This is a genomic window from Lewinella sp. LCG006 (assembly GCF_040784935.1).
Taxonomy (GTDB): domain Bacteria; phylum Bacteroidota; class Bacteroidia; order Chitinophagales; family Saprospiraceae; genus Lewinella.
This window is the reverse complement of record NZ_CP160680.1, coordinates 5,301,560-5,327,400: the sequence shown is the minus strand read 5'-3', so window position 1 is coordinate 5,327,400 and position 25,841 is coordinate 5,301,560. Positions and strand designations below refer to the sequence as shown.

The 25,841-nt window shown below is 44.9% G+C and carries 24 protein-coding genes; 15 read left to right on the top strand and 9 right to left on the bottom strand.

What is annotated here, in order from left to right; all coding sequences use genetic code 11:
• Window positions 1-4: 4 nt before the first annotated feature.
• Window positions 5-1,339, bottom strand: a complete 1,335-nt coding sequence (locus tag AB0L18_RS19170; protein WP_367388927.1) for a saccharopine dehydrogenase C-terminal domain-containing protein — start codon at window positions 1,337-1,339, stop codon at window positions 5-7.
• Window positions 1,340-1,501: 162 nt separating this feature from the next.
• On the opposite strand from AB0L18_RS19170, the gene AB0L18_RS19165 reads away from it, so the two are divergent.
• Window positions 1,502-1,990: a cytidine deaminase gene (locus AB0L18_RS19165; protein WP_367388926.1), complete on the top strand. Its 489-nt coding sequence runs from the start codon at window positions 1,502-1,504 to the stop codon at window positions 1,988-1,990.
• Here AB0L18_RS19165 and AB0L18_RS19160 read toward each other — a convergent pair.
• Together AB0L18_RS19160 and AB0L18_RS19155 are read right to left on the bottom strand one after the other, a co-directional pair.
• The gene (locus AB0L18_RS19160; protein ID WP_367388925.1) at window positions 1,963-2,517 is read right to left on the bottom strand and encodes an NUDIX hydrolase; all 555 of its coding nucleotides are present in this window, start codon (window positions 2,515-2,517) and stop codon (window positions 1,963-1,965) included. The genes AB0L18_RS19165 and AB0L18_RS19160 overlap by 28 nt on opposite strands.
• Window positions 2,518-2,524: 7 nt before the next feature.
• Window positions 2,525-3,136 carry a hypothetical protein gene (locus AB0L18_RS19155; RefSeq protein ID WP_367388924.1) on the bottom strand — a complete coding sequence of 204 codons (612 nt, stop codon included), beginning with the start codon at window positions 3,134-3,136 and terminating at the stop codon, window positions 2,525-2,527.
• 91 nt (window positions 3,137-3,227) lie between these two features.
• Between AB0L18_RS19155 and AB0L18_RS19150 the strand changes: the two genes are divergently transcribed.
• Together AB0L18_RS19150 and AB0L18_RS19145 are read left to right on the top strand one after the other, a co-directional pair.
• On the top strand, window positions 3,228-4,229 hold the full coding sequence (locus tag AB0L18_RS19150) for an OmpA family protein (RefSeq protein ID WP_367388923.1): 1,002 nt from the start codon (window positions 3,228-3,230) through the stop codon (window positions 4,227-4,229).
• Window positions 4,230-4,278: 49 nt separating this feature from the next.
• Window positions 4,279-5,778: a hypothetical protein gene (locus AB0L18_RS19145; protein WP_367388922.1), complete on the top strand. Its 1,500-nt coding sequence runs from the start codon at window positions 4,279-4,281 to the stop codon at window positions 5,776-5,778.
• A gap of 20 nt (window positions 5,779-5,798) precedes the next feature.
• Here AB0L18_RS19145 and AB0L18_RS19140 read toward each other — a convergent pair whose 3' ends face one another.
• Complete coding sequence (locus AB0L18_RS19140; RefSeq protein WP_367388921.1) at window positions 5,799-6,452, bottom strand: hypothetical protein; 654 nt, start codon at window positions 6,450-6,452, stop codon at window positions 5,799-5,801.
• 141 nt (window positions 6,453-6,593) lie between these two features.
• Entirely contained in the window at window positions 6,594-7,448 is an 855-nt protein-coding gene (locus tag AB0L18_RS19135; protein WP_367388920.1) for a hydroxymethylglutaryl-CoA lyase, read from the bottom strand.
• 51 nt (window positions 7,449-7,499) lie between these two features.
• Here AB0L18_RS19135 and AB0L18_RS19130 point away from each other — a divergent pair, with 51 nt between their 5' ends.
• Both AB0L18_RS19130 and AB0L18_RS19125 read left to right on the top strand, forming a co-directional pair.
• Entirely contained in the window at window positions 7,500-7,721 is a 222-nt protein-coding gene (locus AB0L18_RS19130) for a hypothetical protein (protein WP_367388919.1), read from the top strand.
• Between the two features lie 175 nt (window positions 7,722-7,896).
• On the top strand, window positions 7,897-8,385 hold the full coding sequence (locus tag AB0L18_RS19125) for a GNAT family N-acetyltransferase (protein ID WP_367388918.1): 489 nt from the start codon (window positions 7,897-7,899) through the stop codon (window positions 8,383-8,385).
• Window positions 8,386-8,387: 2 nt separating this feature from the next.
• Here AB0L18_RS19125 and AB0L18_RS19120 read toward each other — a convergent pair whose 3' ends face one another.
• Together AB0L18_RS19120 and glmM are read right to left on the bottom strand one after the other, a co-directional pair.
• Window positions 8,388-9,314 carry a pepsin/retropepsin-like aspartic protease family protein gene (locus tag AB0L18_RS19120; protein WP_367388917.1) on the bottom strand — a complete coding sequence of 309 codons (927 nt, stop codon included), beginning with the start codon at window positions 9,312-9,314 and terminating at the stop codon, window positions 8,388-8,390.
• A 217-nt stretch (window positions 9,315-9,531) separates the two neighbouring features.
• On the bottom strand, window positions 9,532-10,899 hold the full coding sequence (gene glmM / locus AB0L18_RS19115; protein ID WP_367388916.1) for a phosphoglucosamine mutase: 1,368 nt from the start codon (window positions 10,897-10,899) through the stop codon (window positions 9,532-9,534).
• Between the two features lie 244 nt (window positions 10,900-11,143).
• On the opposite strand from glmM, the gene AB0L18_RS19110 reads away from it, so the two are divergent.
• The 6 genes from AB0L18_RS19110 to AB0L18_RS19085 all read left to right on the top strand — a co-directional run bounded on the left by AB0L18_RS19110 (window position 11,144) and on the right by AB0L18_RS19085 (window position 20,310).
• Window positions 11,144-11,743 (top strand): phosphatase PAP2 family protein, encoded by a 600-nt coding sequence (locus AB0L18_RS19110; protein WP_367388915.1) that lies wholly within the window; start codon window positions 11,144-11,146, stop codon window positions 11,741-11,743.
• A gap of 256 nt (window positions 11,744-11,999) precedes the next feature.
• Window positions 12,000-14,816, top strand: coding sequence for a TonB-dependent receptor (locus AB0L18_RS19105; RefSeq protein WP_367388914.1), 2,817 nt, complete (start codon window positions 12,000-12,002; stop codon window positions 14,814-14,816).
• 30 nt (window positions 14,817-14,846) lie between these two features.
• Window positions 14,847-16,454 carry a T9SS type A sorting domain-containing protein gene (locus AB0L18_RS19100; protein WP_367388913.1) on the top strand — a complete coding sequence of 536 codons (1,608 nt, stop codon included), beginning with the start codon at window positions 14,847-14,849 and terminating at the stop codon, window positions 16,452-16,454.
• Window positions 16,455-16,543: 89 nt separating this feature from the next.
• A complete protein-coding gene (locus AB0L18_RS19095; RefSeq protein ID WP_367388912.1) occupies window positions 16,544-18,151 on the top strand; it encodes a T9SS type A sorting domain-containing protein in 1,608 nt (535 codons plus the stop codon).
• A gap of 109 nt (window positions 18,152-18,260) precedes the next feature.
• Entirely contained in the window at window positions 18,261-18,968 is a 708-nt protein-coding gene (locus AB0L18_RS19090) for a hypothetical protein (protein WP_367388911.1), read from the top strand.
• Between the two features lie 196 nt (window positions 18,969-19,164).
• Window positions 19,165-20,310 carry a sterol desaturase family protein gene (locus AB0L18_RS19085; protein WP_367388910.1) on the top strand — a complete coding sequence of 382 codons (1,146 nt, stop codon included), beginning with the start codon at window positions 19,165-19,167 and terminating at the stop codon, window positions 20,308-20,310.
• Between the two features lie 149 nt (window positions 20,311-20,459).
• Here AB0L18_RS19085 and rpsU read toward each other — a convergent pair whose 3' ends face one another.
• A complete protein-coding gene (rpsU, locus tag AB0L18_RS19080) occupies window positions 20,460-20,651 on the bottom strand; it encodes a 30S ribosomal protein S21 (RefSeq protein WP_367388909.1) in 192 nt (63 codons plus the stop codon).
• Window positions 20,652-20,760: 109 nt separating this feature from the next.
• Between rpsU and AB0L18_RS19075 the strand changes: the two genes are divergently transcribed.
• Genes AB0L18_RS19075 through AB0L18_RS19060 form a run of 4 tightly spaced genes read left to right on the top strand, consistent with a single transcriptional unit; the run spans window position 20,761 to window position 24,027 of the window.
• Window positions 20,761-22,215, top strand: coding sequence for a DUF389 domain-containing protein (locus AB0L18_RS19075; RefSeq protein WP_367388908.1), 1,455 nt, complete (start codon window positions 20,761-20,763; stop codon window positions 22,213-22,215).
• 40 nt (window positions 22,216-22,255) lie between these two features.
• The gene (gene pncA, locus AB0L18_RS19070; protein ID WP_367388907.1) at window positions 22,256-22,891 is read left to right on the top strand and encodes a bifunctional nicotinamidase/pyrazinamidase; all 636 of its coding nucleotides are present in this window, start codon (window positions 22,256-22,258) and stop codon (window positions 22,889-22,891) included.
• Between the two features lie 5 nt (window positions 22,892-22,896).
• Window positions 22,897-23,370 carry a 23S rRNA (pseudouridine(1915)-N(3))-methyltransferase RlmH gene (gene rlmH, locus AB0L18_RS19065; protein ID WP_367388906.1) on the top strand — a complete coding sequence of 158 codons (474 nt, stop codon included), beginning with the start codon at window positions 22,897-22,899 and terminating at the stop codon, window positions 23,368-23,370.
• Window positions 23,371-23,376: 6 nt separating this feature from the next.
• Window positions 23,377-24,027, top strand: a complete 651-nt coding sequence (locus AB0L18_RS19060) for a rhomboid family intramembrane serine protease (RefSeq protein ID WP_367388905.1) — start codon at window positions 23,377-23,379, stop codon at window positions 24,025-24,027.
• 182 nt (window positions 24,028-24,209) lie between these two features.
• On the opposite strand, the gene AB0L18_RS19055 is transcribed toward AB0L18_RS19060, so the two are convergent.
• Window positions 24,210-25,841 (bottom strand): hypothetical protein, encoded by a 1,632-nt coding sequence (locus AB0L18_RS19055; RefSeq protein ID WP_367388904.1) that lies wholly within the window; start codon window positions 25,839-25,841, stop codon window positions 24,210-24,212.

The window sequence follows — 25,841 nt, the reverse complement described above, 5'->3', positions numbered from 1 at the left end:
GAATTTACTTAAGAACTTCTTCCTGTTCAGTGAATGTTACTCCATATTGCTTAAGCTCTTCCAACACGGGCTCGTAAACCTCTTTCATCACCGGAATTTGTACTCCGGTTGACTTGATTTTACCTTCAATGATCAAACCTACAAAAATCCCCATCGGTAATCCTACCAGGCGGGCCATCGCAGTATCGTGTTGGTTTTCACCTTTCATAACCATCGAGGAGATCAGCTTGCGTTTTTTGCCGTTGAGGGTATAAACAAACTCGTGCTGCATGATGATCATGTCCTTATCCTCAGGCTCCAGCTTCCACTTTTTCAAAAGAAGGTTTTCTAAAATAAGTGCTGGTGTAGCATTGGGGATTCCAATCTTACGCTTACTGAACAAGCCAAGCCAGTCCAGTTTCTGCATCACGTCAGAATCAGGCTTTTCCTTAATCATACCAGCTATGCGGTCCTTAACCGAGCCACTACCTTCCGGTGCAAAGGCTTCCATCAATCCATGATAAGTAAGTTTATCACTATCAAGGATGGGGAAATCAGCATCCGTAAGGCCAATCTTGATAAGCGCATTCCAGGCCGCACAATACCCAGGGTAACGAATAGTCCCCCGAAGAATGGTGGGAATATTCTTGAGGCCATACTGCTCTCGGTAGAGCAAACTATCACGGTTGGCATACACTTCAAAAGGGCCCATTCCCGGCACTTCAATGTCCCAGGTTTTTCGGAACAAGCGGTTGTAGGGAATGAATTTATATTTTTTCTTACGCAAATACTGGGCAGTACCCTGGCCTGCCAGTACTACGTTACGTGGATTCCAGGTAAATTTATAATGCCAGGGGTTATTGTCACTCTCAGGGGCAATCAGCCCTCCGGTATACGAACGGAAGGAAATCAATTTTCCCCCTTTCGCTTTGATTTCATCAATCTTTTGCATGGCCGACATGTGGTCAATGCCGGGGTCAAGCCCCATTTCGCCCATGAAAATCAACTCTCGGTCGCGCACTTCATCGCCCAAACTGTACATTTCCTTGGAAACGTAAGACGCTGTAATTAGATGTTTGTTGAGCTTAATACAATCTTGTGCTACTTCTACATGCAGGTGAGCTGGCAGCAAAGAAACCACCACATCGGCACGGCCAATCAATTCTTTGCGGTCATTGACTTTGTGTACATCTAGCCAGGCAGGACGACCATTGGGGTGCCCGTTGACCTTAGCTTCCGCCAATGAAGGATCGGCATCAGCCACTGTAACAAACCAGCCCTTTACCCTGGCTTTTTCAAGTACGTAATTGATTAATGCGCCGGAAGAACGGCCTGCACCTATGACGAGGATGCTATTCATAGCTGGAATAGTATTTTTGAGGATATTGAGCGTAAGATACTATCTTTAGGAATAATATAGATGACTTAGTTTCGTTTTTACGCTAAGTCAACCGTAATTAACTTTCGTTTAATACAGTTTCTAAAGTGGGTTGGCGAAAACAACCCTCCACTAAAATCATTTATGCCCAATCATAACCATAGTCTACAGGTCAACTGGCAATCCGTCGAGGCTAAAGCGCTTCCTCAAGCGCAGCAGGATTTACTCCATGCTGCAGCACAAGCCCTGGATAAAGCCTACGCCCCTTACTCAAATTTCTACGTAGGCGCTGCGGTTTTACTCGATAATGGCGAAGTGCTTTCCGGCGCCAACTTTGAAAATGCCGCCTATCCGATGTGTCTTTGCGCCGAACGTAGTGCCTTGGCAACAGCAATCTCTACTTACCCACAAGCCAAAATTTTGCAGATGGCCATTAGGGTACGTAATCCGCAAAAGCCCGTTTTACAACCGGCAGCACCCTGTGGAGCTTGTCGGCAGGTAATGGTAGAAGCCGAACATCGGCAAAGTGGTGACATCCAAGTACTACTTCAGGGCGAAAGTGGGCCAGTTTACGTGTTGAATTCCGCTAAAGTGCTCCTCCCCTTCTATTTCGATGGGTCCTTTTTAGGGTAATCGTACACTCCCAGGTGCGTATTTTGTTGCCCCTCCTGCCGATCGGCAAAAAACTTCTTGAGCGTAAACACCGAAGAGGTAAAGGCTATTTCTTGCCAGGGAATTTCTTCTTCGCTAAACAATTGTGTTTCCGAACTCTCCGGACCAACACCGTACTGACCATCTTCAAGATCAGCTAAAAAATGGATGTATATTTGATTGATATGAGGTAAGCTATAAAGGCTGTGTACCCCTCGAATAGTCACCTTGGCTTCCGCTTCTTCCCATACTTCGCGAATCGCTCCTTCTTCTACGCTTTCTCCGTTTTCAAGATAACCACTTGGCACATTCCAATACCCTTCTCTGGGAGGAATTGCCCTACGGCACAGTAATACTTTATCCCCCCAAATCGGCAGACAGCCCGCTACTATGTTGGGGTTAGAATAATGGATGGTATCACAGGATTTGCAAATAAACCTTGGACGATTATCTCCTTCTGGAATTTCTAAAACGGGCCCAGAGGCTCCACAATGGCTACAGTAATTCATCTGCGCTCTAGTTCACCACTTTTATTTGCCCATTCTTGCCTGAGAATTGCATCAACTCCTCTTTGACGGTGATGACCTCGAAAGCTACGGGCCGATCTTCAAAGCGAACATCAACCTTGCCACCGGCTTTCACCTTTGGCGTAAAACAAATGTCAAACAGGTGGGAATCCGGGGGCAAGGAAACGCCCTGCAGTGATTGGTGAATCCAACTCAGGGCTACGACCCCTAGTTCGGAATGGGTATCCCCGAAGTTTTGCGGACCAAGGTCGGTCAATTCCAAATTATCCACTTTCACATAATCCAGTTCTTCGCGCTCCCAGCGGATAGAAAATTGCAAACCAATCAGATCGGTGAAACCGGTAGCAGTTACGGGTAAGCAGGTGGTTTCGCCAGCTTTTACTTCGCTGTTGCCCATGGCCAGCGTAAGGGTCTCGTTGATCACGGGATTGCGCGGTGTGGTGGGTGCCTTGGGATCAGCATTCGCAAGGGTATTCGATGCCGATGTTGCTTTGGCTAGCTGTTCGGCCTCCGCTTTTGCCTGCTCTCGAACGGAGCTATCACCTCCGCATTGGAAGAAAAATAAAGTAATGATCAGGAAAGAAAGTGTTTTCATAAACATATACATGCGGGATTTTATGCGCCAAAAGTAAGAGGAATTTGCTACATAATGCTAATTTCGCTATAATGTAAACTGAAATCGAGCATTACCTATGAAACTTTTCACCACACTCGCTGTCTTAAGCACCTTATTAGCATTCTCCTGTGTTCCTCAGCAGCAATATGCCGAACTGGAACAAACGATGGAGTATTATAAAGGAGAGGCCCTCGCTACTGACAGTATCCGCGCTGTCAACCAGGCGGTAGTCTCTGACAATAACCAAACGCAGGCCGAATACCAGGCGCTGACCCGCGAATTGGAGCGCCTCACTGCTACCAACATTGCACTCAATCGCAATTACCAGGATGTGGTACAGCGCTACAACAACCTCGTAGGTGACAACCAGAAGGTATTGGCGACGACCAGCTACGAAACCCAGACGCTTGAAGCCGAACTAGCGCTGCGTCAGGAAGAACTGGATCGCAAGGAACGCTCCCTGACCCAAATGGAAGGCCAGCTACGCAACCGCAACGCTGAGCTTCAGCAGATGGAAGCACGTGGTGCATATAATTCTCCTACGGGTTATGATGCCGTACCTGATGCTCGCTACAATCAGCTGAATGCTGAAAAAGCAAATATCGACCAACAGCGGGCAGCACTGGTCAATTACTTCCAAAGGGTCTTGGTCGGTTTCCCCAACAACGAAGTCAATATCGAAACCAATACGGAAAGCGTTGTATTGACCTTGAACCAGGCACTTCTCTTCCCTCAGGGCGAGTCCAATCTTGTCCACTGGAAAGGAAGACAGGCTTTGCAGCAAATTGCGGTCGTACTCCGCGACAACCCTGAGCTCCCGGTCCACGTGATTAGCCACGTAAACCCTAGCAGCAATATCGACTACGACTGGGAAGTAAGCATCGACAGAGCCCTAACGGTTGCCCGTGATCTGGCCACTTTTGGGGTTGATGGTGGCCGTTTGCTCCCTGCCGGGCAGGGAAGTAACCAACCTATTGTACCAGCGACCAATGCCCGTGCGCAGATGGTCAATGGCCGTACCGTCATTGAAATTCCTCTACCCTATTTGCAGTTATTGAATGGTTTGGGAGGAAATTAAAAGGTATTAGGTACATCGTACTTGGTACTAGGAATAGCCGCTCAATATTATGCGTAGTAAAGACCACCTCTTTCATCTGATCAAATCTTTGTCCAAATCGGAGAAGCGGTACTTTACCCTGGATGCACAGAAGAGTGGGCGCAAGCAAAGCCGCTACCTCACCCTCTTCCAGGCCATCAACGACCAGGAAGAATACACCGAGAAGCCGCTCAAAAAAACCTTTGGCCCAAAGTTAGGAGACGATAAAGCACGACTTTACGAAGCCATTCTGCGTTCCATGCGCGATTACCAAAGCAAGAAATCCTACAAAACCCGCATCAAGGAACTACTCACCGACGCCAAAATCCTCTTTGAGCGCAAGCTTTACGAGCAGGCCGAAAACCGGCTGGCCGAAGCGAAGAGCTTGGCTTTAGAGTTGGAAGATCACCTGGCGGTATTGGAGATTAACCTCAGGCAGCGGCAGTTGATTAAGGAGTATCTCAATAAAGACTATCAAGATCAAGTAAATGAGTTAATAGAAGAGAAGGAGCGTCATCTTTCCTTCCTAAAAGAGGAACTCTGGTTACATGATAACTACGACGCCCTCTCCATTGATTTCCTTCGGTATCCACAGCGTCTAGCCAATGAAGAAATTTCGGTAATAGCGGAAAATTATCAAAAGATTCTAAACCTTGAACCTAATCAATTTCATTCCTTTCATGCTAAATGGAGGTTTCATCAATTCTTAGCACTGTTTTACCGCCTAAAAGGAGATAGTGAGCAGGTCTTTAACCAATATCTGCAAACAGTTGAAACATGGCGAAATCACGACAAGCTAATTTCAGAGAACTTTGTCCTCTACGTAGGAGACTTTTCCAATCTTCTATCAGCTACCTCCAGAAATCCTGCCATTTTTGATTCTCTTCCTCGACTATTAAGTGAATTAAAAAGCCACGAAGCACCTAACTATCAAGGCAAAACTTTACTCTTTGAAAGAATTGCTATCTATGATTTGATTTATCTGCTCAACAAGCCAACCGAAGACATCAATGATAGCTTAAGGGACCTTACTAGAGGAATTAAGCAATATGATCTTACCCCAAGTTCCCATCTAAGTATTCATTTCAATACAATCCTATTACTCTTTCTTAATGACCGCTTTAAAGAATGTATGGAATGGCTAGAGACCTTAAAGCCATTGTTACGAAAAAATCCTGATTTAAGAAGAGATATTCATGAAGGTAGTCAAATCATCTACCTGCTGGCTATCCATCGTCTTGGTGACTTTGACAAAACAGAAAACACCCTACGATCAGTAAACCGTTACTTTAGCAAACTACAGAAATCGAACCTTTTCCCGTTCTACAAATTAATTTCCAGTAGTATCCAACGACTGCAAAAAAGTGGTTCGCGAAAAGAAGAAAACGAAGTATTGGTTCAGTTAAAAGAAGAAATTGAAAGTCTAGAAAGGCCAGTATTAGCTGGGCTTGACGAGATTTCACTTCTATGGATAGAAAGTCAGCTTTTGGGAAAAAGCATAAAGTATTTGCGACTAAAAAAACAAAATTAAGTGTCAATCCAGCAAAGATACTATGCCAAATTTGTCAATATAAGTTCGTCTTTTACCCAGTTAATTCTCACTGCCTTCTTGTTATCTAAATCGAACATTTGCTCAGAACAACTACCATCTTCTGGGGCCTCTAAATGAATAACTACATCATCAACACCAATGATGCTCAACGCCTTATTCTTCGCATTATAACTAACCGTATACTGACTATTCTCACCAGCCTTAAACGTATACGTCTTCTCCACCGGACGAGTGCGTGCCACTTCAGTATCTTCAATAGCACCTTCCACTGTAGGTAGCGGAACTTCTTGCGGAACAGGTACTGTCGTTCCTGTCGCAACCACCAATTGATCACCTAGCAAACCTACCAGCACGCCTTCAGGTACCGTAAGATCAAAAGGGATAGCCCGACCATTGTCGATCAGGTAAAGGGTTTTCATATCCGAACTAAGGGAGATAGAATTGAGCATAAGTGTGGTGTGTTTGTCTTTATTACTGAAGATCAACTGAAAAGTATCGATAGGCGTATCCCCAGGAGAAGGTAGATCGTCGTTGGGCTGATCTACTATAGGCACCGTAGCAGGCTGAGGGGGCTTACTCGGGGGTGTTTTTGTAGCCACTGGAGGCGCTGTATTACCTGCAAACCAACGTTTAATACGATCCCAAAAGCTCATAGGTAGCTTTCTCTTTTTTTAATCAGCCCTTTTATTGGGCCAGGAATAACAATGAGGCCAAAGATAAAAAAATGAACTTAGTATTCCTGGAAAAAATTACTCCTTCAACTTGCGCTTTACTAAGTAATTTTTGCTCCGTCACTAATGACTTGGAAAGACCTCGGCCGCTTCCTGATAAGCTTTGCTAAATAATTTAATATCTACTCCGGTAGCTTGTTGCTGCTCGGCAAAATGGTAGACGAGGTGCTCCATGGGCATATTCCCGGTAAGGTCGTCCTTGGCCATCGGGCAGCCACCGAAGCCACGGATCGCACCGTCAAAACGGACACAGCCAGCTTCGGCAGCAGCAGCCACTTTTTCTTGCCAAGTAGTAGGCGTAGTATGAAAATGCGCTCCAATTTCCAGTTGGGGATACGCTGGTACCAATTCATTAAAAAGATAAGATATGCTAGGAGGCTTGGCTACACCAATCGTATCGCTGAGCTGAAAGATTTTGATATCCAACTGTGAAAGCTGCTCTACCCAATGCATGATCGTTTCAGCATTCCAGGGGTCTCCATAAGGGTTGCCAAAACCCATCGAGAGGTAAAGCACCATCTCTTTATCATGTTGTTGACACAAGTCCTGAATCCGTTTCACCCTTTCCAGCGATTCAGCGATGGTCGCATTGGTATTACGCAATTGAAAAGTCTCAGATACAGAAAACGGATAACCCAGGTAGTCTATCTCTGGAAAAGCTACCGCTGCTTCCGCACCTCGCTGATTAGCAACAATCGCCAGCAGCTTGGTGTTGGTACTAGACAAATCCAGCAAAGAAAGTACTTCGGCGGTATCTCTCATTTGTGGAATAGCCTTGGGGCTAACAAAACTTCCAAAATCGAGCGTATCAAAGCCCACTTGTAAGAGTAAATTCAGATATTTGGCCTTAGTTTCCGTAGGAATGAAAGTTTTCAAACCTTGCATCGCATCACGTGGGCATTCGATCAATTTGATCATAAATGGGTTATTCTTGTTAGGTTCTCCAAAAGTTTAAAGCAATAGGGTCTTATGAATAAAAATAAAACGTTTTTAACCATCATCGGGTTTCTTTTTGTCATAATTGGTTTTTTAGCCATTTTCCTCAACTTTGTTGGCGTCGACTTTGCCTTTTTGTACTGGCTCAGAGCATTTGGTGGACTTGGTGCCTTTATGACCAAAATCCTGATGGTACTCGCGGGATTCATCCTCGTCTATTTTGGCCAGGTGGATTTGGATAAGGAAGAGATTTAAGGAAGTGGGAAGTCGGAAGTCGGAAGTAATGAGGTACGCTTACATGATTAGAAATGTTTACCGTATGAACGGTCTACCTTGCCCCTGGGATGATGAAAATACTTCCGATTTCCCACTTCCGATCTCCGACTAAAATAAATTATGTGATCTTTATTCCTTTGTAAATATTCCTAACATGTCTACACCAATCCTCCGCCCAATACAAGCTGCTGATAACGCACAAGTTGCCAAGATTATTCGTCAGGTAATGACGGAATTCAGTTGTGTGGGGCCTGGGTTTTCTATTGAAGATCCCGAAGTGGACCATATGTACGAAGCTTATCAGGGAGACAAAGCAGCCTTTTTTGTGGTAGAACACCAAGGTCAAGTGCTCGGTTGCGGCGGCTTCGGGCCTTTGTCCGGAGGGGATGGAGCTACTTGTGAGTTAAAAAAAATGTATTTCCTCTCCGAAATCCGAGGTCATGGAATGGGCAAAAAACTACTCAACCACTGTATTGAAGCCGCAACCCAGAAAGGTTATCAGCGGATGTACCTGGAGACCGTCAACCGCATGACTTCCGCCAATGCCCTCTATCGCCTGCGCGGATTCCAACAACTTCAAGGTGCGGAAGGTGCTACAGGGCACTCCAGCTGTGATACATTCTATGCGTTGGCTTTGGTTTAAGATTATTCCTCCACGAGTGGCCAGAGCAAAATTTCCTGGTTAGGGTAATCAATGGCTACCCGATAATTGGACAAAAACTGATAGCCGAGTAGTCCATCAAGCGGGTGTAATTCGTCCATCTCCAGGTGGGATAAGTCCAGTAATAGAAACTTACCAGAAAAGTCAAATCCACTCGCCTTCATGCCATTGAGACGGGCGGCAGCTACCTGTTGCACGCCCTGGTCTAATCCTTGAATTTCTTCGGCAGCACCATGCTGTAAGAAGTCAGATAAATGATGGGCACAATTTCGGTCAAGCAGATTTGTAGCTGCACCGGTATCTATCCCCAAGCGAAGCGTCTTACCTCCAATTACCACCTCAATAACCGGAAGGTGGTCGTACAACTCAAAAGGAATTCGAGCACTGGGAGCAGCCAAAGCAACATTCATTCTGTTTTTTAACAACAACAACTGACTGCGCTGATAATCAATAAATAAGGTATTGTTTTTCAAGAGTTCATAACCAATCATGCCCACTACCGAGCCATTGTGCAACTTGTCAAGGTGACTAAGGTCCAGTGTAATGGCTTCCAGATTACGAAGTGTACGGTTGGCCCAGGAGAATGACTTTACCGGCTTAACGCCAATCACAACTTCCTGTGAACAGGATTTGGCTTGGTAGTCGGTAGTAGCCCCTTGTGGAATTTCGTTGACCACCAACCCCGGAGCGCCTGTATCAAGAATGAAATCACCCGTTTGTCCTTCTACAGCTGCTTTTACATAGATCATTCCCCGATCCAATTGAAAAGACAAATTGATGAGGTCATCCTTAGTGACCATTTCTCCGCTGATCGGACGAATTGGTGTATTCAAATAAGCAATACTCCGCTGGCTGAGCAGCAGGCTATTCCCGAGAAGGGTAAGCAATATTATTGTCCATAACTCTCTCATATTCCTGTTCTTCTTGAATAAAATCGGTAAACATTGGCTTGAACAGTGTTTCGTTTACACAAAGATAACTAAATATACACTTTAATTTTACTAATAGTTAACAATCAATTAACATTAATAGTTTTGGCGTAAATAATTATCCAATCAGCCCTTGCCAGGAAGAACCAAAGTCAGAAGATGAGAAAGTTATTTTGGAACAGCTACAACCAACAGTCTATTAAAAATCGGCTTTCACTTTGGCAACCAGCGCATTCACTGCTTCTAAGCTATTAGCTTCGCCGTAAATGCGTACAATAGGCTCAGTATTTGAGCGGCGGAGATGAATCCAGCCTTCGGGGAAGTCTAGTTTAAGGCCATCGATGGTATTGATCGCAGCTTCATGCTGGTATTTTTCCTGGATATGCTCCAGCTTTTGCTCTACGTCAAGGTCTGGAGAAAGTGCTACTTTGTCTTTCACCATAAAGTAATCGGGATAGCTGGCGCGGAGTTCATTGATGGACTTGTTGGCCCAGACCATATTACTGAGCACCAGTGCTGTACCAATGAGTGCATCACGTCCGAAGTGGAGCTGCGGGTCAATGATCCCTCCATTTCCTTCACCGCCAATGACGGCTTGTACCTCCTTCATTTTATCGACCACATTCACCTCGCCTACGGCTGCCGCGTAATACATTTGTCCGTGCTTGGTAGTAATATCACGCAACGCTCGACTGGAGGATAAATTAGAAACCGTAGGCCCTGGCTGGTGTTGCAATACATAATCGGCTACCGCCACCAAGGTATACTCCTCTCCTATCCAACTTCCACCAGCCCCTACCAGTGCCAAACGATCAACATCTGGATCCACGGCGATACCTAAGTCAGCTTTGCTAATCTTTACCTGCTCACAAAGGTCCGTCAGATGCTGTGGTAAAGGTTCAGGGTTGTGGGCAAACTGACCATTCATGTCGGCGTTCAGCACTTCCACTTCACAACCCAATGCTTTTAAAAGGGCCGGGATGGCGACAGCCCCGCTAGAGTTTACCCCATCAACGACTACCCGAAAATGCTTTGCGCGAATTTCCTCTGTCCGCACGAGCGGATGAGCAAGGACTTGCTCTATGTGGTAATCAAGCATCTCCTCATTGCCGGCATAAGTACCCAGATCATCTATTGCAGCGTAGCTTACAGCGCCTTCGTCGAGGAGCCCCAAAAGCGTTTTACCGTCTTGGGCAGAAATAAATTCACCCGTAGCGTTGAGCAACTTCAGGGCGTTCCACTCTTTAGGATTATGGCTAGCGGTGAGGATGATTCCGCCACCAGCACCAAGGTGTGGTACGGCCATCTCTACAGTAGGCGTAGTAGACAATCCCAAATCAACGACCGAAATCCCTAACGATTGCAAAGTAGCTGTCACCAATTGGGTCACCATCGCTCCGGAAGGGCGGGCATCGCGACCGATAACAACCTTTGGCGCGGCTCCTGATTGGAGCAACCAGCTGCCATAAGCCGCCGTACATTCTACAATATCTTGAGGCGTTAAATTTTCTCCAGCTTTACCACCGATGGTTCCCCGAAATCCCGAGATTGACTTGATGAAGGCCACGCTTTTTTATTTTTAGTTAGAAAATACTTAGTGACGGAACAAAAATAACTTATTCCATTCCTGCCTGCTTACCGCAGGTAGGCAGGTTTGATTCGCTAAAATTTTCTAAGCAAGCAACTAAAAGGAGCTTGCGTGAAAATATTCGCGAATCGTTGGAAAAAATGGAATCAGTTATTTCCGTCAAATTACATAGGTGGGCAAAGATACCGGACTGCTTTTATTTGCCAACAATTTTTATGTTTGCATGATGGAGCAGCTTGTACAACTTGATTATTCCCTTTTTGAATGGATTCACCATGGCTGGCAAACCGCTTGGTTGGATGCCATTATGCCTTACTGGCGAGAAAAAACCACCTGGATACCACTCTATCTGTTATTGGTGGCGGGATTGATCTATCGATACAAGTTGCCCGGGCTATACTACTTACTGGCCTTGGGTTTGGCGGTTGGCATAGCTGATTTCAGTAGCAGCCAATTGATAAAAAAATCGGTAAAACGCCCCCGTCCATGTAGGGAGACAGCCCTGAGTCAGCCTACCAGAGATGTTGGCGTGCATTGCGGTGGTGGCTATAGCTTTACTTCTTCTCATGCGACCAATCATTTTGCCGTTGCTATTTTTCTTTTTTTGGGCTGGGGGCGACGCTGGAAAAAATGGCGCTGGCTACTGCTTATTTGGGCGGCGACCATCGCCTTTGGACAAGTCTATGTGGGTGTTCATTACCCCCTTGATGTCCTCTGTGGCAGCCTACTCGGTAGCTTGATCGGCTGGGGCGTATACAAAATTTATGAACGTCGATCGTGGCAAATACCAGATTTTTGTTCCCTTCAGCCACCGCAAGCATAAATATTTAACACTTTTCTTGAGCACTCTTCTTGTAGATAATTGTATATTGAGTAATTTACATCTTTATTGAAACGAGCTAACCAAGGAAATTTTCTTTCTTGGCATCAAAGACCACCGCGACCCTATCTATTTGATTGCCAAAGACCTGTACCCATAGCATAGTATTATTATTAAAATATAAAACCACCGTTAGCGAAAATTCACTAATTTGCCGTCGTAAGCAGAATTATTGACTTATTACGTACCTTATCGAAGTATGAAATTCTTACCACACACACGTATTTTGTATTTTATTCTCTTTCTGGGAGTAAGTATTTCCGCTGCCGCTCAAACGGTTGTTCGAGGAGAAATTCTTGATGGTGTTAGCCGTGAACCTCTCATTGGAGCCAATGCAATCATAAAAGGTACGACCGAAGGCACCATTACAGACTATGATGGCACCTTCTCTTTCAATACCAGTGCCAGCCCTCCGTTTACGATGGTTTTTTCCTACGTAGGCTACCAGGATGCTGAGGTATTTATTGAGTCAGTAGTAGAACCCATCAAGATTGAATTATCAGAAAACTCGGTGACCATTGCTACGATAGAAGTTAAAGGTCGCCGCATTGGTGAACGCCAACGGCAATCCCCTCTCACGGTAGAAACCTTGGACAATATTGCGATCAAAGAAACGCCAGCGGCCAGCTTCTATGATGGTTTGGGCGCATTGAAAGACGTCGATCTTACTGCTGCCAGCCTTGGTTTCAAAATCATCAACACCCGGGGTTTTAATAGTACCAGTCCGGTGCGCTCGCTACAGCTCATTGATGGTGTAGACAACCAATCTCCAGGACTGAACTTTTCGCTCGGCAACTTTTTGGGTTCTTCCGAATTAGATGTCAATCGCGTTAACTTGATCGTTGGTGCCAGCTCTGCTTTCTATGGCCCCAATGCCTTTAATGGGGTGATCAGTATGGAAACGAAAGACCCCTTCTTTCACAAAGGGCTTTCCGCGATGGCCAAAGGTGGTGATCGTTCTTTGTTTGAAGGTGCTTTGCGTTATGCTGATGTTTTTGGGAAAAACAAAGGCATCGGCTATAAGCTCAATTTCTCCTATTTTCAGGCCAATGACTGGGTAGCAGACAACTACGACCCAGTGGATGATACCGATACCGGCGTAGATAATCCTGGCGGATTTGATGCTGTGAATATTTATGGGGATGAATTCACCAGCGGCAGTGACTTTAGCAACATTCTTCAACTTCCAGGCCTGGGTATCATTCATCGTCGTGGCTACCGAGAGGAGGATGTTGTTGATTATGACTCTAACAACTTAAAGTTGGGTGCAGCTGTGCATTTTAGGCTCAAGCCAAGCATGGATTTGGGTTCACCTACCCTTATTGCAGCCTCTAATTACAGCACAGGAACGACTGTTTACCAAGGAGATAACCGCTACAGCCTTAGAGGCATCCAGTTTTTTCAGCATCGCTTAGAACTGAAAAAACAGGATACTTACTTCCTTCGTTTTTATGTCACCCACGAAGATGCTGGAGATTCTTATGATCCTTATTTCACTTCTCTATTATTACAAACTAACGCCAAAGAAAACCGTTTCTGGCGAAATGCTTACAGTGCCCATTGGAGTAATCAGGTGTTACCCCAAATGCAAATGATAGAAGGTTTCCCCAGGATTTCCCAATTCCCTGGCGATCCGGTTGGATATCGCGCAGCTTTGAGTGAATTTCTCGGGCGTCCTGATGTTGAAACTTTACTGTTTCAGTGGCACAGCGAAGCTCAGGAAGCTGCACTCGTTGCCGATCCTATTGCTAATAATGCCGTAGAATTTTATGAACCAGGGACTGCTCGTTTCGACGAAGAATTTGCACGCATTACTGGACGTAACCTCAATAGTGGCGGTACCCGTTTCTTCGACAAATCGGCGCTCGTACACGGCCAAGGCGAGTATAAATTCAATGATCTGGTAGCACGTGGCAATATTACTGACCTTGACTTGCTTGCAGGTGCCAGCTTCCGCCGTTACATGCCCAATTCTGATGGCTCTATCTTATTGGACACCATGGGACGGGATATTGATACCCAGGAATTTGGCATCTATGGCGGTGGTACATTGGAACTAAAGAGTAAATTAAAAATTAGTGCTTCTCTACGTTTAGATAAGAATCAAAATTTTGATTACCTCTTTTCACCAGCGGGCTCTTTGGTCTACAGCCCAACAGACGTTACTACAGTAAGGGCATCTTTTTCTTCAGCTGTGCGGAACCCTACCCTTGCAGATCAATACTTAAACTACAATGTAGGCAGGGCGATCCTTCTGGGCAACCTCAATGGCTTTGACAGTCTTGTAACGGTAGAATCGCTCAGGAACACCCTCAACACCAGCGACTTAAACCAGTTGGACTATTTCAATGTAGCTCCTATCCGACCAGAAAAAGTAAAAACGTTTGAAACAGGTTTTCGTACCACCTTATTTGAACGTCTGTACTTAGACGCTACTTACTACTATAGCTTCTACACGGACTTTATTGGTTTTAACATCGGTGTAGATACGCGTTTTGATAATACTTTTGGCACGTTGGTTTCCGCTCAAGCTTACCGTGTAGCTGCCAATGCGACTCAAGAAGTTACGACCCAAGGTTTCTCTATTGGAACTAATTATTACTTTGCCAAATATTATGTGTTTAATGGAAATTATTCCTGGAACAAATTGAATACCATTACTGACGATCCAATTATCCCAGCCTTTAATACGCCGGAGCATAAATACAATATTGGTATTTCCGGACGAAATGTCCCACTTAATCTGGGAGCATTCAGGGTTCCAAACTTTGGCTTCAGCGTCAATTACAAATGGATCGAAGGGTTCATTTTTGAAGGGTCACCACAGTTTACCGGAAGAATTCCATCTTACGACCTTTTGGATGCCCAAATTAATTGGCAGGTGGCTAAACTGAACAGCACCTTCAAGCTAGGTGCATCAAACATTCTCAACAACGAAACTTTTCAGACGTACGGTGGGCCCCGGATCGGGCGCCTGGCTTACTTCTCTGTTTTATACGAATTCAAGAAAAAATAATTCATCAATTCAACTGCATTAATCTTTATTATGAAGCAATTTAACATTCTACTAATCTTATTCGTCTGTGGTGTTTTCACCAGCCTTCAGGCTCAGGACACTCGTTATGTAGACGAAATTTTTACCGATGTTAGCGTAACTTCTAACGTAATTTACGCCAACAATTACACCGTGATCACTGGAGCACCAGCTTTAGCTCCTATTACAATGGATGTATACACACCAGTTGGAGACGATAACACAGAACGCCCTACGGTACTTTACATCCATACAGGAAGTTTTCTTCCTCAATACTTTAATGGACAAATTACTGGTGGCAAACTAGACTCTACCGTGGTAGAAGTCTGTACCCGTCTTGCCAAACGTGGCTATACTGCTATAGCGCCTACTTATCGTCAGGGTTGGGCACCAACTGCTCCTGATCAGAATATCCGTACTGCTACCTTACTACAGGCAGCGTATCGCGGTATTCAGGACATTCGTTCCTGTGTACGGTTTTTACGCAAAACTGCCGCAGAAGATGGTAACCCTTACGGAGTTGATTCTGATAGAATTGTAGCCTGGGGCCAAGGTACTGGTGGTTACATTTCATTAGGCATGGCTTCTCTCGATTCTTATGCTGAAATTTCTTCCTTAGACAAATTTATCAATACGGAGACCTTCGAGCCTTACGTGGTAGAAGGTTTACATGGTGACATCTATGGTTTGGCAGAAACACCGCTCAACAATCCTAATACACCTGGATATTCTTCGGATATTCAATTTGCCGTAAATATGGGTGGTGCCTTGGGAGATACTTCCTGGATTGATGGCGACACGCCTGAGTTTAACGAGCCTCCGATCATTGGTTACCACGTGGTTACCGATCCTTTTGCTCCTTTCGGCGACGGTCCGGTAATTGTTCCGACAACAGGTGAATTCGTAGTTCGGGTAGCCGGTACCCGCTTAGCCGTACAAGTAGCTAACGAAAAAGGAACCAACGACCCTCTAGATGCTGTAAACGGACAAATGACGGGGATAGCAGCTGGTATGGAAGGATTTACCAATGCAGTTGCTGGTGTTCCCATTGACCTTTCTGCCTTAGGGCAGTCACCCACTACGCTGGCTACCGAGCACATGTATCCGTTTGTTGTACAAGGATTGGGATCTGGCCCATGGGACTGGTGGAGCAAGCCATTACTGGATGTGATCATTCCACAGGTAAATGCTGTATTTGGTACCATGTTCAGCTCTGACACCCTGCACATGAATGGTTTGATTACCAACCCGGATATGTCTGCGGCCAAAGCACGTGCTTACATTGATACGGTGATGGCGCACTACATCCCACGTGCATGTCAGGTACTGCAATTGGAAGAATGTGCCATCGTAGCTTCAGAGGAAATTGCTGACGATAGCCTGATTGGCTTGAGCGTAGCTCCTAACCCTGCCACAGAGCGCGTATTCATCCGCACCAACCCTGCTTACCCTATGGAAGCTATCCAGGTGTTTGATATCAATGGGCGCTATATCAGCTCTCAGTATGGTATTGACAACCATCAATACGAACTCGAACGAGGGAATTTGCCGGCCGGCACCTATCTCGTCAAAGTCAAATTTGCCGAAGGAATTAGTGTGAGGAAGGTCATCTTCCGCTAAAGTTTAACGCTGGATTTCAAAAAATTCAGTAGTAAAACGCCCGGGAGTACAACTACTCTCGGGCGTTTTTTTTTAAAAACACAATAGTTATGCAACACCTAAACTATCTATTGTTCTTTCTTTTTTGCGGAATGCTGAACAGTTTAGCTGGACAAACCACCCGCTACGTAGACGAAATTTTCACGGACATCAATATCGAACACAACGTCGTCTACGCCACTAACATCTCTGTGCTTGCCATGAACCCGGATACCATTCCTTTGGTCATGGACGTCTACACACCGGTTGGGGATACAAACCCTGAACGACCGACTGTTATCTATATTCCTACAGGTAATTTTTTCCCGCCTTATTTTAACGGAAGGGTAACCGGAGGAAAATCAGATTCTACCGTGGTAGAAGTATGCACCAGGCTGGCTAAGCGTGGCTATACTGCCATTGCTGCTGCTTACCGGCTGGGGTGGAACCCAAACGCTTCCGAAAATACCATCATTTCTGGAAGCTTCCTTCAAGCGATTCATCGAGGCATACAAGATATTCGCTCCTGTGTCAGGTTCTTACGGAAAACGGTTGTAGAAGAGGGTAACCCCTATGGTATAGATAGTGGCCGAATCGTTGCCTGGGGGCAAGAAACGGGTGGTTATCTCGCATTAGGCGTGGCTACATTAGATGACTATAGTGAAATCAGTGCGCTGGGAAAATTTATCAATCCAGAAACGCTCGAACCATATATCCTTGAAAACGTTCATGGCGATATTTACGGAGAAACAACGGCTATACTAAATTTACCAAATTCACCTGGTTATTCTTCGGAGATTCATCTGGCTGTAAGTATGGGAGGAGCGATCTGTGATACATCGTGGATTGAGAGAGATGCTCTTTTACAACCACCTATTATTGGTTATCACGTAGTAACTGATCCGTTCATTCCTTTTGGTGATGGTCCCGTTATCATGCCTCATCCAAATATTCTAGTACTTCCGGTCTCTGGCACACGCTTAGTTGTTCAAGTGGCTAATGAAAAAGGGGTTAATGATCCTTTAGACCCAATCAACGGACAAATGACGGGCTTGTCCGCCTTCTTGGAAAATCGCACAGAGCTACTGGCTGATATTCCTATCAACCTTGCTACCCTTGGACAAACGCTTACAACCTACGCTACCGAACACATGTATCCTTTCATAATAGCAAACAATCAGCTGGGATCTGCACCATGGGAGTGGTGGGATTTTTCTCAGCTGGAAACCGCTATTATGGAAGTCAACCAGGAATATAGCATCAATTTCAATGCTACTGAGCTACACGAAAATAACTTGACTATTAATTCCGATATGTCAGCCGAAAAAGCGCGCGCTTATATCGATACAATATTTGCTCATTATCTCCCACGAGCATGCCAGGTACTGCAGTTGGAAGAATGTGCCATCGTAGCTTCAGAGGAAATTGCTGACGATAGCCTGATTGGCTTGAGCGTAGCTCCTAACCCTGCCACAGAGCGCGTATTCATCCGCACCAACCCTGCTTACCCTATGGAAGCTATCCAGGTGTTTGATATCAATGGGCGCTATATCAGCTCTCAGTATGGTATTGACAACCATCAATACGAACTCGAACGAGGGAATTTACCGGCCGGCGCCTATCTCGTCAAAGTCAAATTTGCCGAAGGAATTAGTGTGAGGAAGGTCATCTTCCGCTAAAGTTTAACGCTGGATTTCAACAAATTCAGTGGTGAAACGCCCGGGAGTACAACTACTCTCGGGCGTTTTTTTGATAGATTCTTCTGGTTAAAACCATATCTTTGCACCCATGCAAGCAATGGATACGATATTAAACCCTACCGTTTTTGTAGGCAATCTTGAGTGGCGAGAACCAGTAACTACACTTACTGATTTTTTGGTAGCATTGGTAAGTTTATACGCGTTTATTCGTTTTGTAAACTACAAAGGTGAAAAATCTGAGAACTACAATTATTATAAGTTTTACTTCTTATGTTTTGCGATAAGCATGACTAGTGCAGCTTGGTTTGGGCATGGCTTGCAAGCGTATGTGAGCCCCGAATTCAAAAGGATAGGCTGGGTAGGTAGTGCTACGGGGCTTTTATTTTTGGCCTTTGCCTCCTTAATGCAGTTGAAAGAGATGGTATCGGAAAGATGGTACGCTGTTATACGAACATTGATCGTACTTCAATATTTGACATTTTTGGTGTTGATGCTTCATCCGCAATTAAGTGACTTTGTGTATGCGCAATTATCATCAACCGTCTCTCTGGTAGGGTTTACGCTCCCGATGCAAGCTTATTACTACCTAAAATCGAGAGAACAAGGCAGCTTAATTTTGTCTTTAGCTATTCTCTATGGCGGTATTCCTGGATTTGTATTCAACAGGCAAATAAGCCTCCACCGTTGGCTAAACTACCATGATATTAGTCATATTTTGATGGCTTTCTTTATGTTTTTTGTCTTTTTAGGAGCTTCGCGCCTTGCCATGAAATCAAGAGGAACAGCACGGCAGTGATCGTATAAAACGGGGGAATGAATTATTTTTTTTGCACTTTTGTGAAAACTTTGAAAACATGAATCCAATGGTCTGGGTAATCATCATAGGTGTTTTAGTCGTTATTGGAGCACTCGTACTGGAGTCTTATGTTGCGAAGAAAAAGAACATGACTTTGTACCGGTTGTCTGATAGTATCACCAACCTTTCTTGTGGTATGCTGGAAAGAGTTTTCGACTTTTTCCTCTCCGTACTTATTCTGTTTGGCTTCCAGTACATCTACGAAAATGTGGCCCCTTACCAAATCCCAATGAACATTGGTACTTGGTTTATCGCCATTTTAGCCTTTGATTTTTTAGCCTATTGGTTCCATCGATTAAGCCATGAAATCAACTTTTTATGGGCGGCACATATCGTACACCATCAAAGCGAGGAGCTCAATATCACAACCGTATTCAGAGCATCTTTTGTGGCTGTTATTTTTAGAGCTTTCTTCTTTGTATGGATGGCTGTTGCTGGTTTTGATGCCATTACTATTGGCGTGTGTACTTTGGTATTAGGGCTTTTTCAATTGTTTACCCATTCCAGGGTGATTGGAAAATTAGGCATTTTTGAAAAATTCCTGACCACGCCATCCCACCACAGGGTTCATCATGGGCGGAATGAAAAATACATGGACCACAACTACAGCCACATCTTCATTATTTGGGACAGAATGTTCGGAACATTTATTGAAGAAGATGAAGAGCCCGCTTATGGTATCACTACTGGTTTTGAAAGTGCGAATGCCTACAACGCCGCTTTTTCCTATTGGAAGAATTTGTTCATCAGAGCTAAAAGAACAAAAAAATTCAGCGATAAAATTAAAGTCTTTACCAAAGGCCCAGCATGGACGCCAGATGATGTTCCTCATCTACCCGTTGAATACAAGACCGATGAAAACGGAAACCGAATCCATCATAGGATTCCCATCAGTTTTGAGCTTGGTGCATACGTTTTGCTGAATGTGGCCATTACCTTCTCAGCCTTGGTAGCCCTGGTCGTTGTTTTCAAACCTTACCAACCAGGAGAGTACTTCCCTATAGAAGAATTGTTCTCTAATCAACAAATTCTAGCTCTGGTGATCATCATTTTATTATCGGTATTTGCACACGCAAAAATGATGGAGCAAACAAAGTCTGCCGTTTTTATAGATGCAGTTCGAATATTTGTGGTGGGAGCTTTGACCTTTTTGGCGTTTAGAGAATTCCCTTTCGCCGACTGGTTAATTCCTGCGGCATCTGTCGTTTGTGCAATGATGCTGTTGTGGCTAATTCGACTGGGGATAAAATCATCCAAAAAGAGAGCTGTAGCAACGGCTTAATTTGGGGATAAGCATGACCTATAATCAACATGGGCTTCCGTCCGAGCGTAGTATTACGTTCGGGCGGAAGCCCATGTTGTCTTTTAACTACGCACGAAGGACAAAATTTTGCAAAGCAAAACAAGCGCTAACCTATTCCTGGTTAAGTACTAATCTTCAGTTCTGTATTTCTCCTGAATATACTTAGCTTTCAGTACTTCTTCGCGGCGTTCTACTGAAGGCTTTGAAAAGAATTTACCTTTACGTAAACGCTTGTTTATCTGCACTTCACGGTGCTTGCGCTTGTAGCGCTTGAGGAGACGATCAATGGTCTCTCCGTCTTTACGATCAAGAATTAGCATTCAAAATAGTTTGGTTAAATAAGAGGCTATTCTCTTATTGAGTGGCAAAATTACAAAATTTCAACACTATTTTTGAATTCAATGTTCAGATTCTACTACTTTTACTTCCATGGAGAAGCCAAATCAATCATTTAATCCCCAGGAAAAAAGCCCAGGAATAGCCGCTTCCTTGCAATTGCTCATTAAGGGAATCCGGGAATGGTTCGTTGAATTCCTCGACTTGCAGGAGGGCATGGACCGGGAAGGAACCGTCATTGCTATCAAATCGGGCAAACTCATGCGCGGTGCCAATGCCTGGATGCTCATCTGCTCCATAATGATTGCCTCCCTTGGCCTCGACCTCAACTCCGAAGCCGTAATCATTGGGGCTATGCTTATCTCCCCCCTGATGTCACCGATTCTGGGAGTAGGCCTTGGAGTAAGCATCAATGATCGGGACATGCTTCTGCTAGCCATCAAGCACTTTATCATTTCCATCGTGATTGCGTTGATTACGAGTACCCTCTATTTCTGGCTCACTCCCCTGGGTACTTTCACTGATATGATTGAGGCAAGAACAGCTCCTACCTTTCTTGATGGCCTCGTGGCTATCTTCGGCGGTCTGGCTGGTATTATTTCCATTACCCGTAAGGATAAATCAAATGCCATTCCGGGAGTAGCCATCGCTACCGCTTTGATGCCTCCCCTCTGTGTGACAGGGTACGGTATTGCCAACGGTAATATGGAAATTGCGCTCAATTCCTTTTACCTGTTCTTTCTCAATTCCTTTTTCATTGCCCTTACCTCCTATTTGATTATTCGTTTTCTACAGTTTCCTTACAAGGAGCATCCTAATCAGAAAGAATCTTTAAGGGCTAGGGTTGCTATTGTTATCTTTAGCTTGATCATTATCATTCCTGGCACATCGATCCTCCGCGATGTGATTCAAGATCTGAAATACAAGCAGAACATCAAAGCATTTGTCAAGGATCAATTTGATAATGATTGTATTGATTACAGTGTTTTCAACATTACTCCCGACTCCAACATCCTCGTTGTGCAGCTCATCAATCGGGATGTCCCCGATAGTATGACCCAAGACTATAATACCCTTTTAGCGGATAAATACGAGTTGCCCAATACCTACTTTCAAGTAATTCCGGATTATCGAATAAAGCTGGGCGATATTGAGAAAAACGCCGTCGGGCCGGGGCAGCTAACCCAAGTAAAAAGCCAGCTGGAAGAAATCCGTAACCACCAACGTCAGTTAGCCGTCAAGGATAGTATCATCCAACTTCAGGAACAACTGAAGCCCAGGCTAGATTCCTTACAATTTGCCCGACTATCGAAGACCATTCACCAGGCCGAGCAGTTCAAAATCCTGGATACGCTCGCCTACGGTCAAACGCAAATCATCGATTTTACTACGCCCGCACAGAACATTCCTATGTTTATTGCGCACTGGTCTAACCGGCCAAGCGCACGCACCCGGCAACGTCAGGAAGGTGATTTAAAAACATTTATTAGCAACTATATCAAAACTTATGACCTTCAAATAGACACCTTTGTTGTCCATTCGTACTAATCCAGTTTTATTTCTTGCCAATAAAATAAATATCACGCCCATGGAGTCTTTCTCAAATAGTGCTCTCCTTTTGATTGATCTACAGAATGATTTCTGCCCTCTCGGAGCGCTACCTGTAGATGAAGGAGATCAGGTCATTCCCATTGCCAACGCACTGATGCCTTATTTCGACATCATCGTAGCAACGCAAGATTGGCATCCGGCCAACCATGGCAGTTTCGCGGCCAATCATCCATGGCGCAAGCCGGGGCAAGTCATTGATTTACACGGGCTTCCTCAGGTACTATGGCCGATACATTGTGTACAGCATAGCTTTGGGGCCGAGTTTGTGCAAGAACTGGATCAAACCAAAATCTCCAAAATCTTCACAAAAGGAACCGATCCTACCATAGACAGCTATAGTGGTTTTTTTGACAATGGTCACCGAAAAGCTACAGGCATGGGCGACTGGCTCAAGGAACAAGGCGTGAAGACCGTTTATGTAATGGGCTTAGCTACCGATTATTGTGTTAAATTCACAGCACTTGATGCCCTGGGTTTGGGCTTTAGGACTTACCTCATTGAGGATGCCTCCAGAGGTGTAAATTTATCGCCAGGCGATGTAGACAAAGCTGTAGCCGAAATGGCAGAAAAAGGCGTAAGCGTCATCCATTCCGCAGAAATTATCAAAGCGTAACGATTGTGAAGGTAGAATGCTGGTTCATTGGAAAAACAGCCGACCGATATTTGCGGGAAGGCATTGATAAGTACGCACAGCGGCTACCTCATTACCTGCCTTTTGAGCACGTGATCCTCCCGGATATCAAAAACGCCGGAAAGCTTGCCCCCGAGCAGTTAAAACAAAAAGAAGCGGAATTGGTGCTGGCTCGGCTCAAACCCCAGGATGGCCTCTATATCCTCGATGAAAAAGGCAAGCAGTATACTTCTGAAGAGCTGGCCCTATGGGTCGATCAACAGCTCCAGGGTTTTCACCGTCGCTTGATTTTCTTGGTCGGAGGTGCATTTGGTTTCGATGACGCTGTATACCAACGGGCCAATGGGAAACTTTCGCTGTCCAAGATGACCTTTTCCCACCAGATGGTCCGACTCTTTTGGTTGGAGCAGCTCTATCGTGCAATGACCATATTAAAAAACGAACCTTATCACAATCCTTAGCCAGATATGAATATTACACTTACCTTGGTCATCATCGTCCTGACCTGTTTGATCTCCTACCAGGCTTTTAACAATCCGGAGATGAGGGCCAAGCTGATGTTTCGCCCCGTTGATATCCGTAAAGGCGAATATTACCGATTTTTTACCAGTGGGCTCATTCACGGTGATTTTTCCCATTTGCTTTTCAATATGTGGGCGCTCTATATTTTCGGGGAAACCGTAGAAAGTATTTTCGTTCACGAAAATGGTCTCTTTGGCCCGGTAATGGGACGGGTTGCTTTTATTGCTTTTTACTTCAGCGCCATCGTGGTAGCCAATATCCCTTCCTATTTTCGCTACCAAGACAACTATGCCTACAGTGCTTTGGGGGCATCCGGAGCCACTTCTGCCCTATCCTTGATGTATATTCTTTTTTCTCCCTGGGACTGGTTTATTTTCCCTCCCCTGCCGGGTATCTTGATCGGCGTTGGCTTTTTGTGGTACTCCTCTTACATGGACAAAAAAGGTGTCGATAACATCGGCCACAATGCTCACCTTACAGGAGCCATCTACGGTATCGCTTTCATCATCATTGCCAGTGCCATCAAACAGCCAAGTTTGTTGCACTTTATGTTGGAACAATTGATGGCAGGGCCGCAGCCGTTTCCTGGGTTTTAGCAAGCAGCTCTCGAGCAACTTTGAAGTTGTCCGAGAGCTGCTTACCTTATTGTCACTGACTACAGCTACAAGTGGGGGCTTTAGTCTTAAACACAAAACCCCGAATCCTGCCACGGCAGGATTCGGGGTTTTGAAAGACAAGTAATTTCGCCCTTCCTATGTGGTAAAATCACCTCAACAACCTAAAACCGCGCACTCACCCCCACCATGGCATTCAAGCCCAGGGTAGGATAACGGAACCAACGCTGGCGATTGTTTCCGGCCAGGTTGTTCAACTGCACCCAGGCACCGATGTTTTTGGTGATGTAGTATTCCCCCATGATGCTTAGATCAAACAAGGCATTGAGGTTATCCACTTCTCCTGCGGTATTCCGGTAAGGGACGCCATTTTCCAGGAAGAAATCTGCCTTGAGGGAGAATTTACGCTCAGGTGTTGTATAGCGAGCACCAGCATTTACGGTAAACGAAGGCAGGTGCCAAGGTTTCTCTTCCCGCTCTAGCGAAAAGAAATTCTGACTTACGGAGCCCGTCACTTCTAAACCCTCAAACAATGGCATAATAATAGTTCCCTTGATGGTAACAATCGTAGCGGTATCGTACTGCACATCAAAACGCGGAATGCTTTCCAGCGGGTCGTTGAGTTGGAATAAGGCCAGATCATCTATTGCCTTATAACCTATTTGCCCTTGGTAAGTAATACCAGCAATCGTTCCTTTTACACCACCGTAATACTCCGACCATTTAGAGTTGCGAATCTTCATACGACTCCTTAAAAAGGGATTGTACTCGATCAAGTTTCGGAAGTTATTTTTCGTGAGTGATCCATTGGCTCCTACGAAAGCAGTAAGTGCCCCCTGAACAATATTTGCACTGGCTTCCAGATTAGGGAAAAGCGAAAAGTTATCTTCAAAAGAAGTAATATTAGCCCCAATCTTCACCTGGAAAGCATCGCCATGGTAGGTATAGCTTGGCTCCAGATAGAAGTTGTTAAGGGTTTGCTTCATCGTGTCGCGGAAGGTTGAAAAATCCGTTTTGAGGACAATGTTCAAAGGGTGCTTTTCAGCAAACCACTTAGTTCCTTCCAAGGTCAACAACATGCCATTTTCCCGAGCGGCGTAATTATCGTCCATCAGGTAAATATCTACCCCAGCACGGTAGTCAAAATCTCCCTGGGTCCGTTCACCGTTGAATATATTGAGGCCGAAGTCGAAAATACCAAATCGCTGCCGCACTTCATCATCCGTAAAGGAGTAAAGCAAAGTGTCCAATTCTTCATTGATATCGTTATAACCATAGTAGTAGACGCCGTCATTTTGATAGCCAATTTTACCGTTTACGGCAAATCCCTCCTCAAAATAATAAGTACCGTCAAGCCCTAAGCTATTATTGCTATATCGCTGATTTTCGACCTTTTTCTTGTTATTAGCAGTGTACCGCATCAATTCGATACCAAAGTCAAAATCTTCATTCTGGGTGATATTGTAAGAAAGCTCTCCGTAAAAAGCATTGGGATAACCTACCCCCAGACGTGCATACCCATCATAGATTTCTGGTGGTTCTTCCGTGCGAAAAGCGAGCGGACGAATTCGTGGTGCCAAGTACTCCACCGAAACATCTTTGGATATGACATTGTAATTGAGCCGGCGAACGGTAGAATCCAGCGGAGGGAGTTCTGGCCGTACATTTATCCGATTGGCTTCCGCCAAACGCGCCTCAAAGCTTTTAACCACATCTACCTGCCCAGGTGGCAAGTCGTTCTGAGCAACTACACTCAAGCAGAACAACATCAAGCAGATACTTCCTATATATTTCAT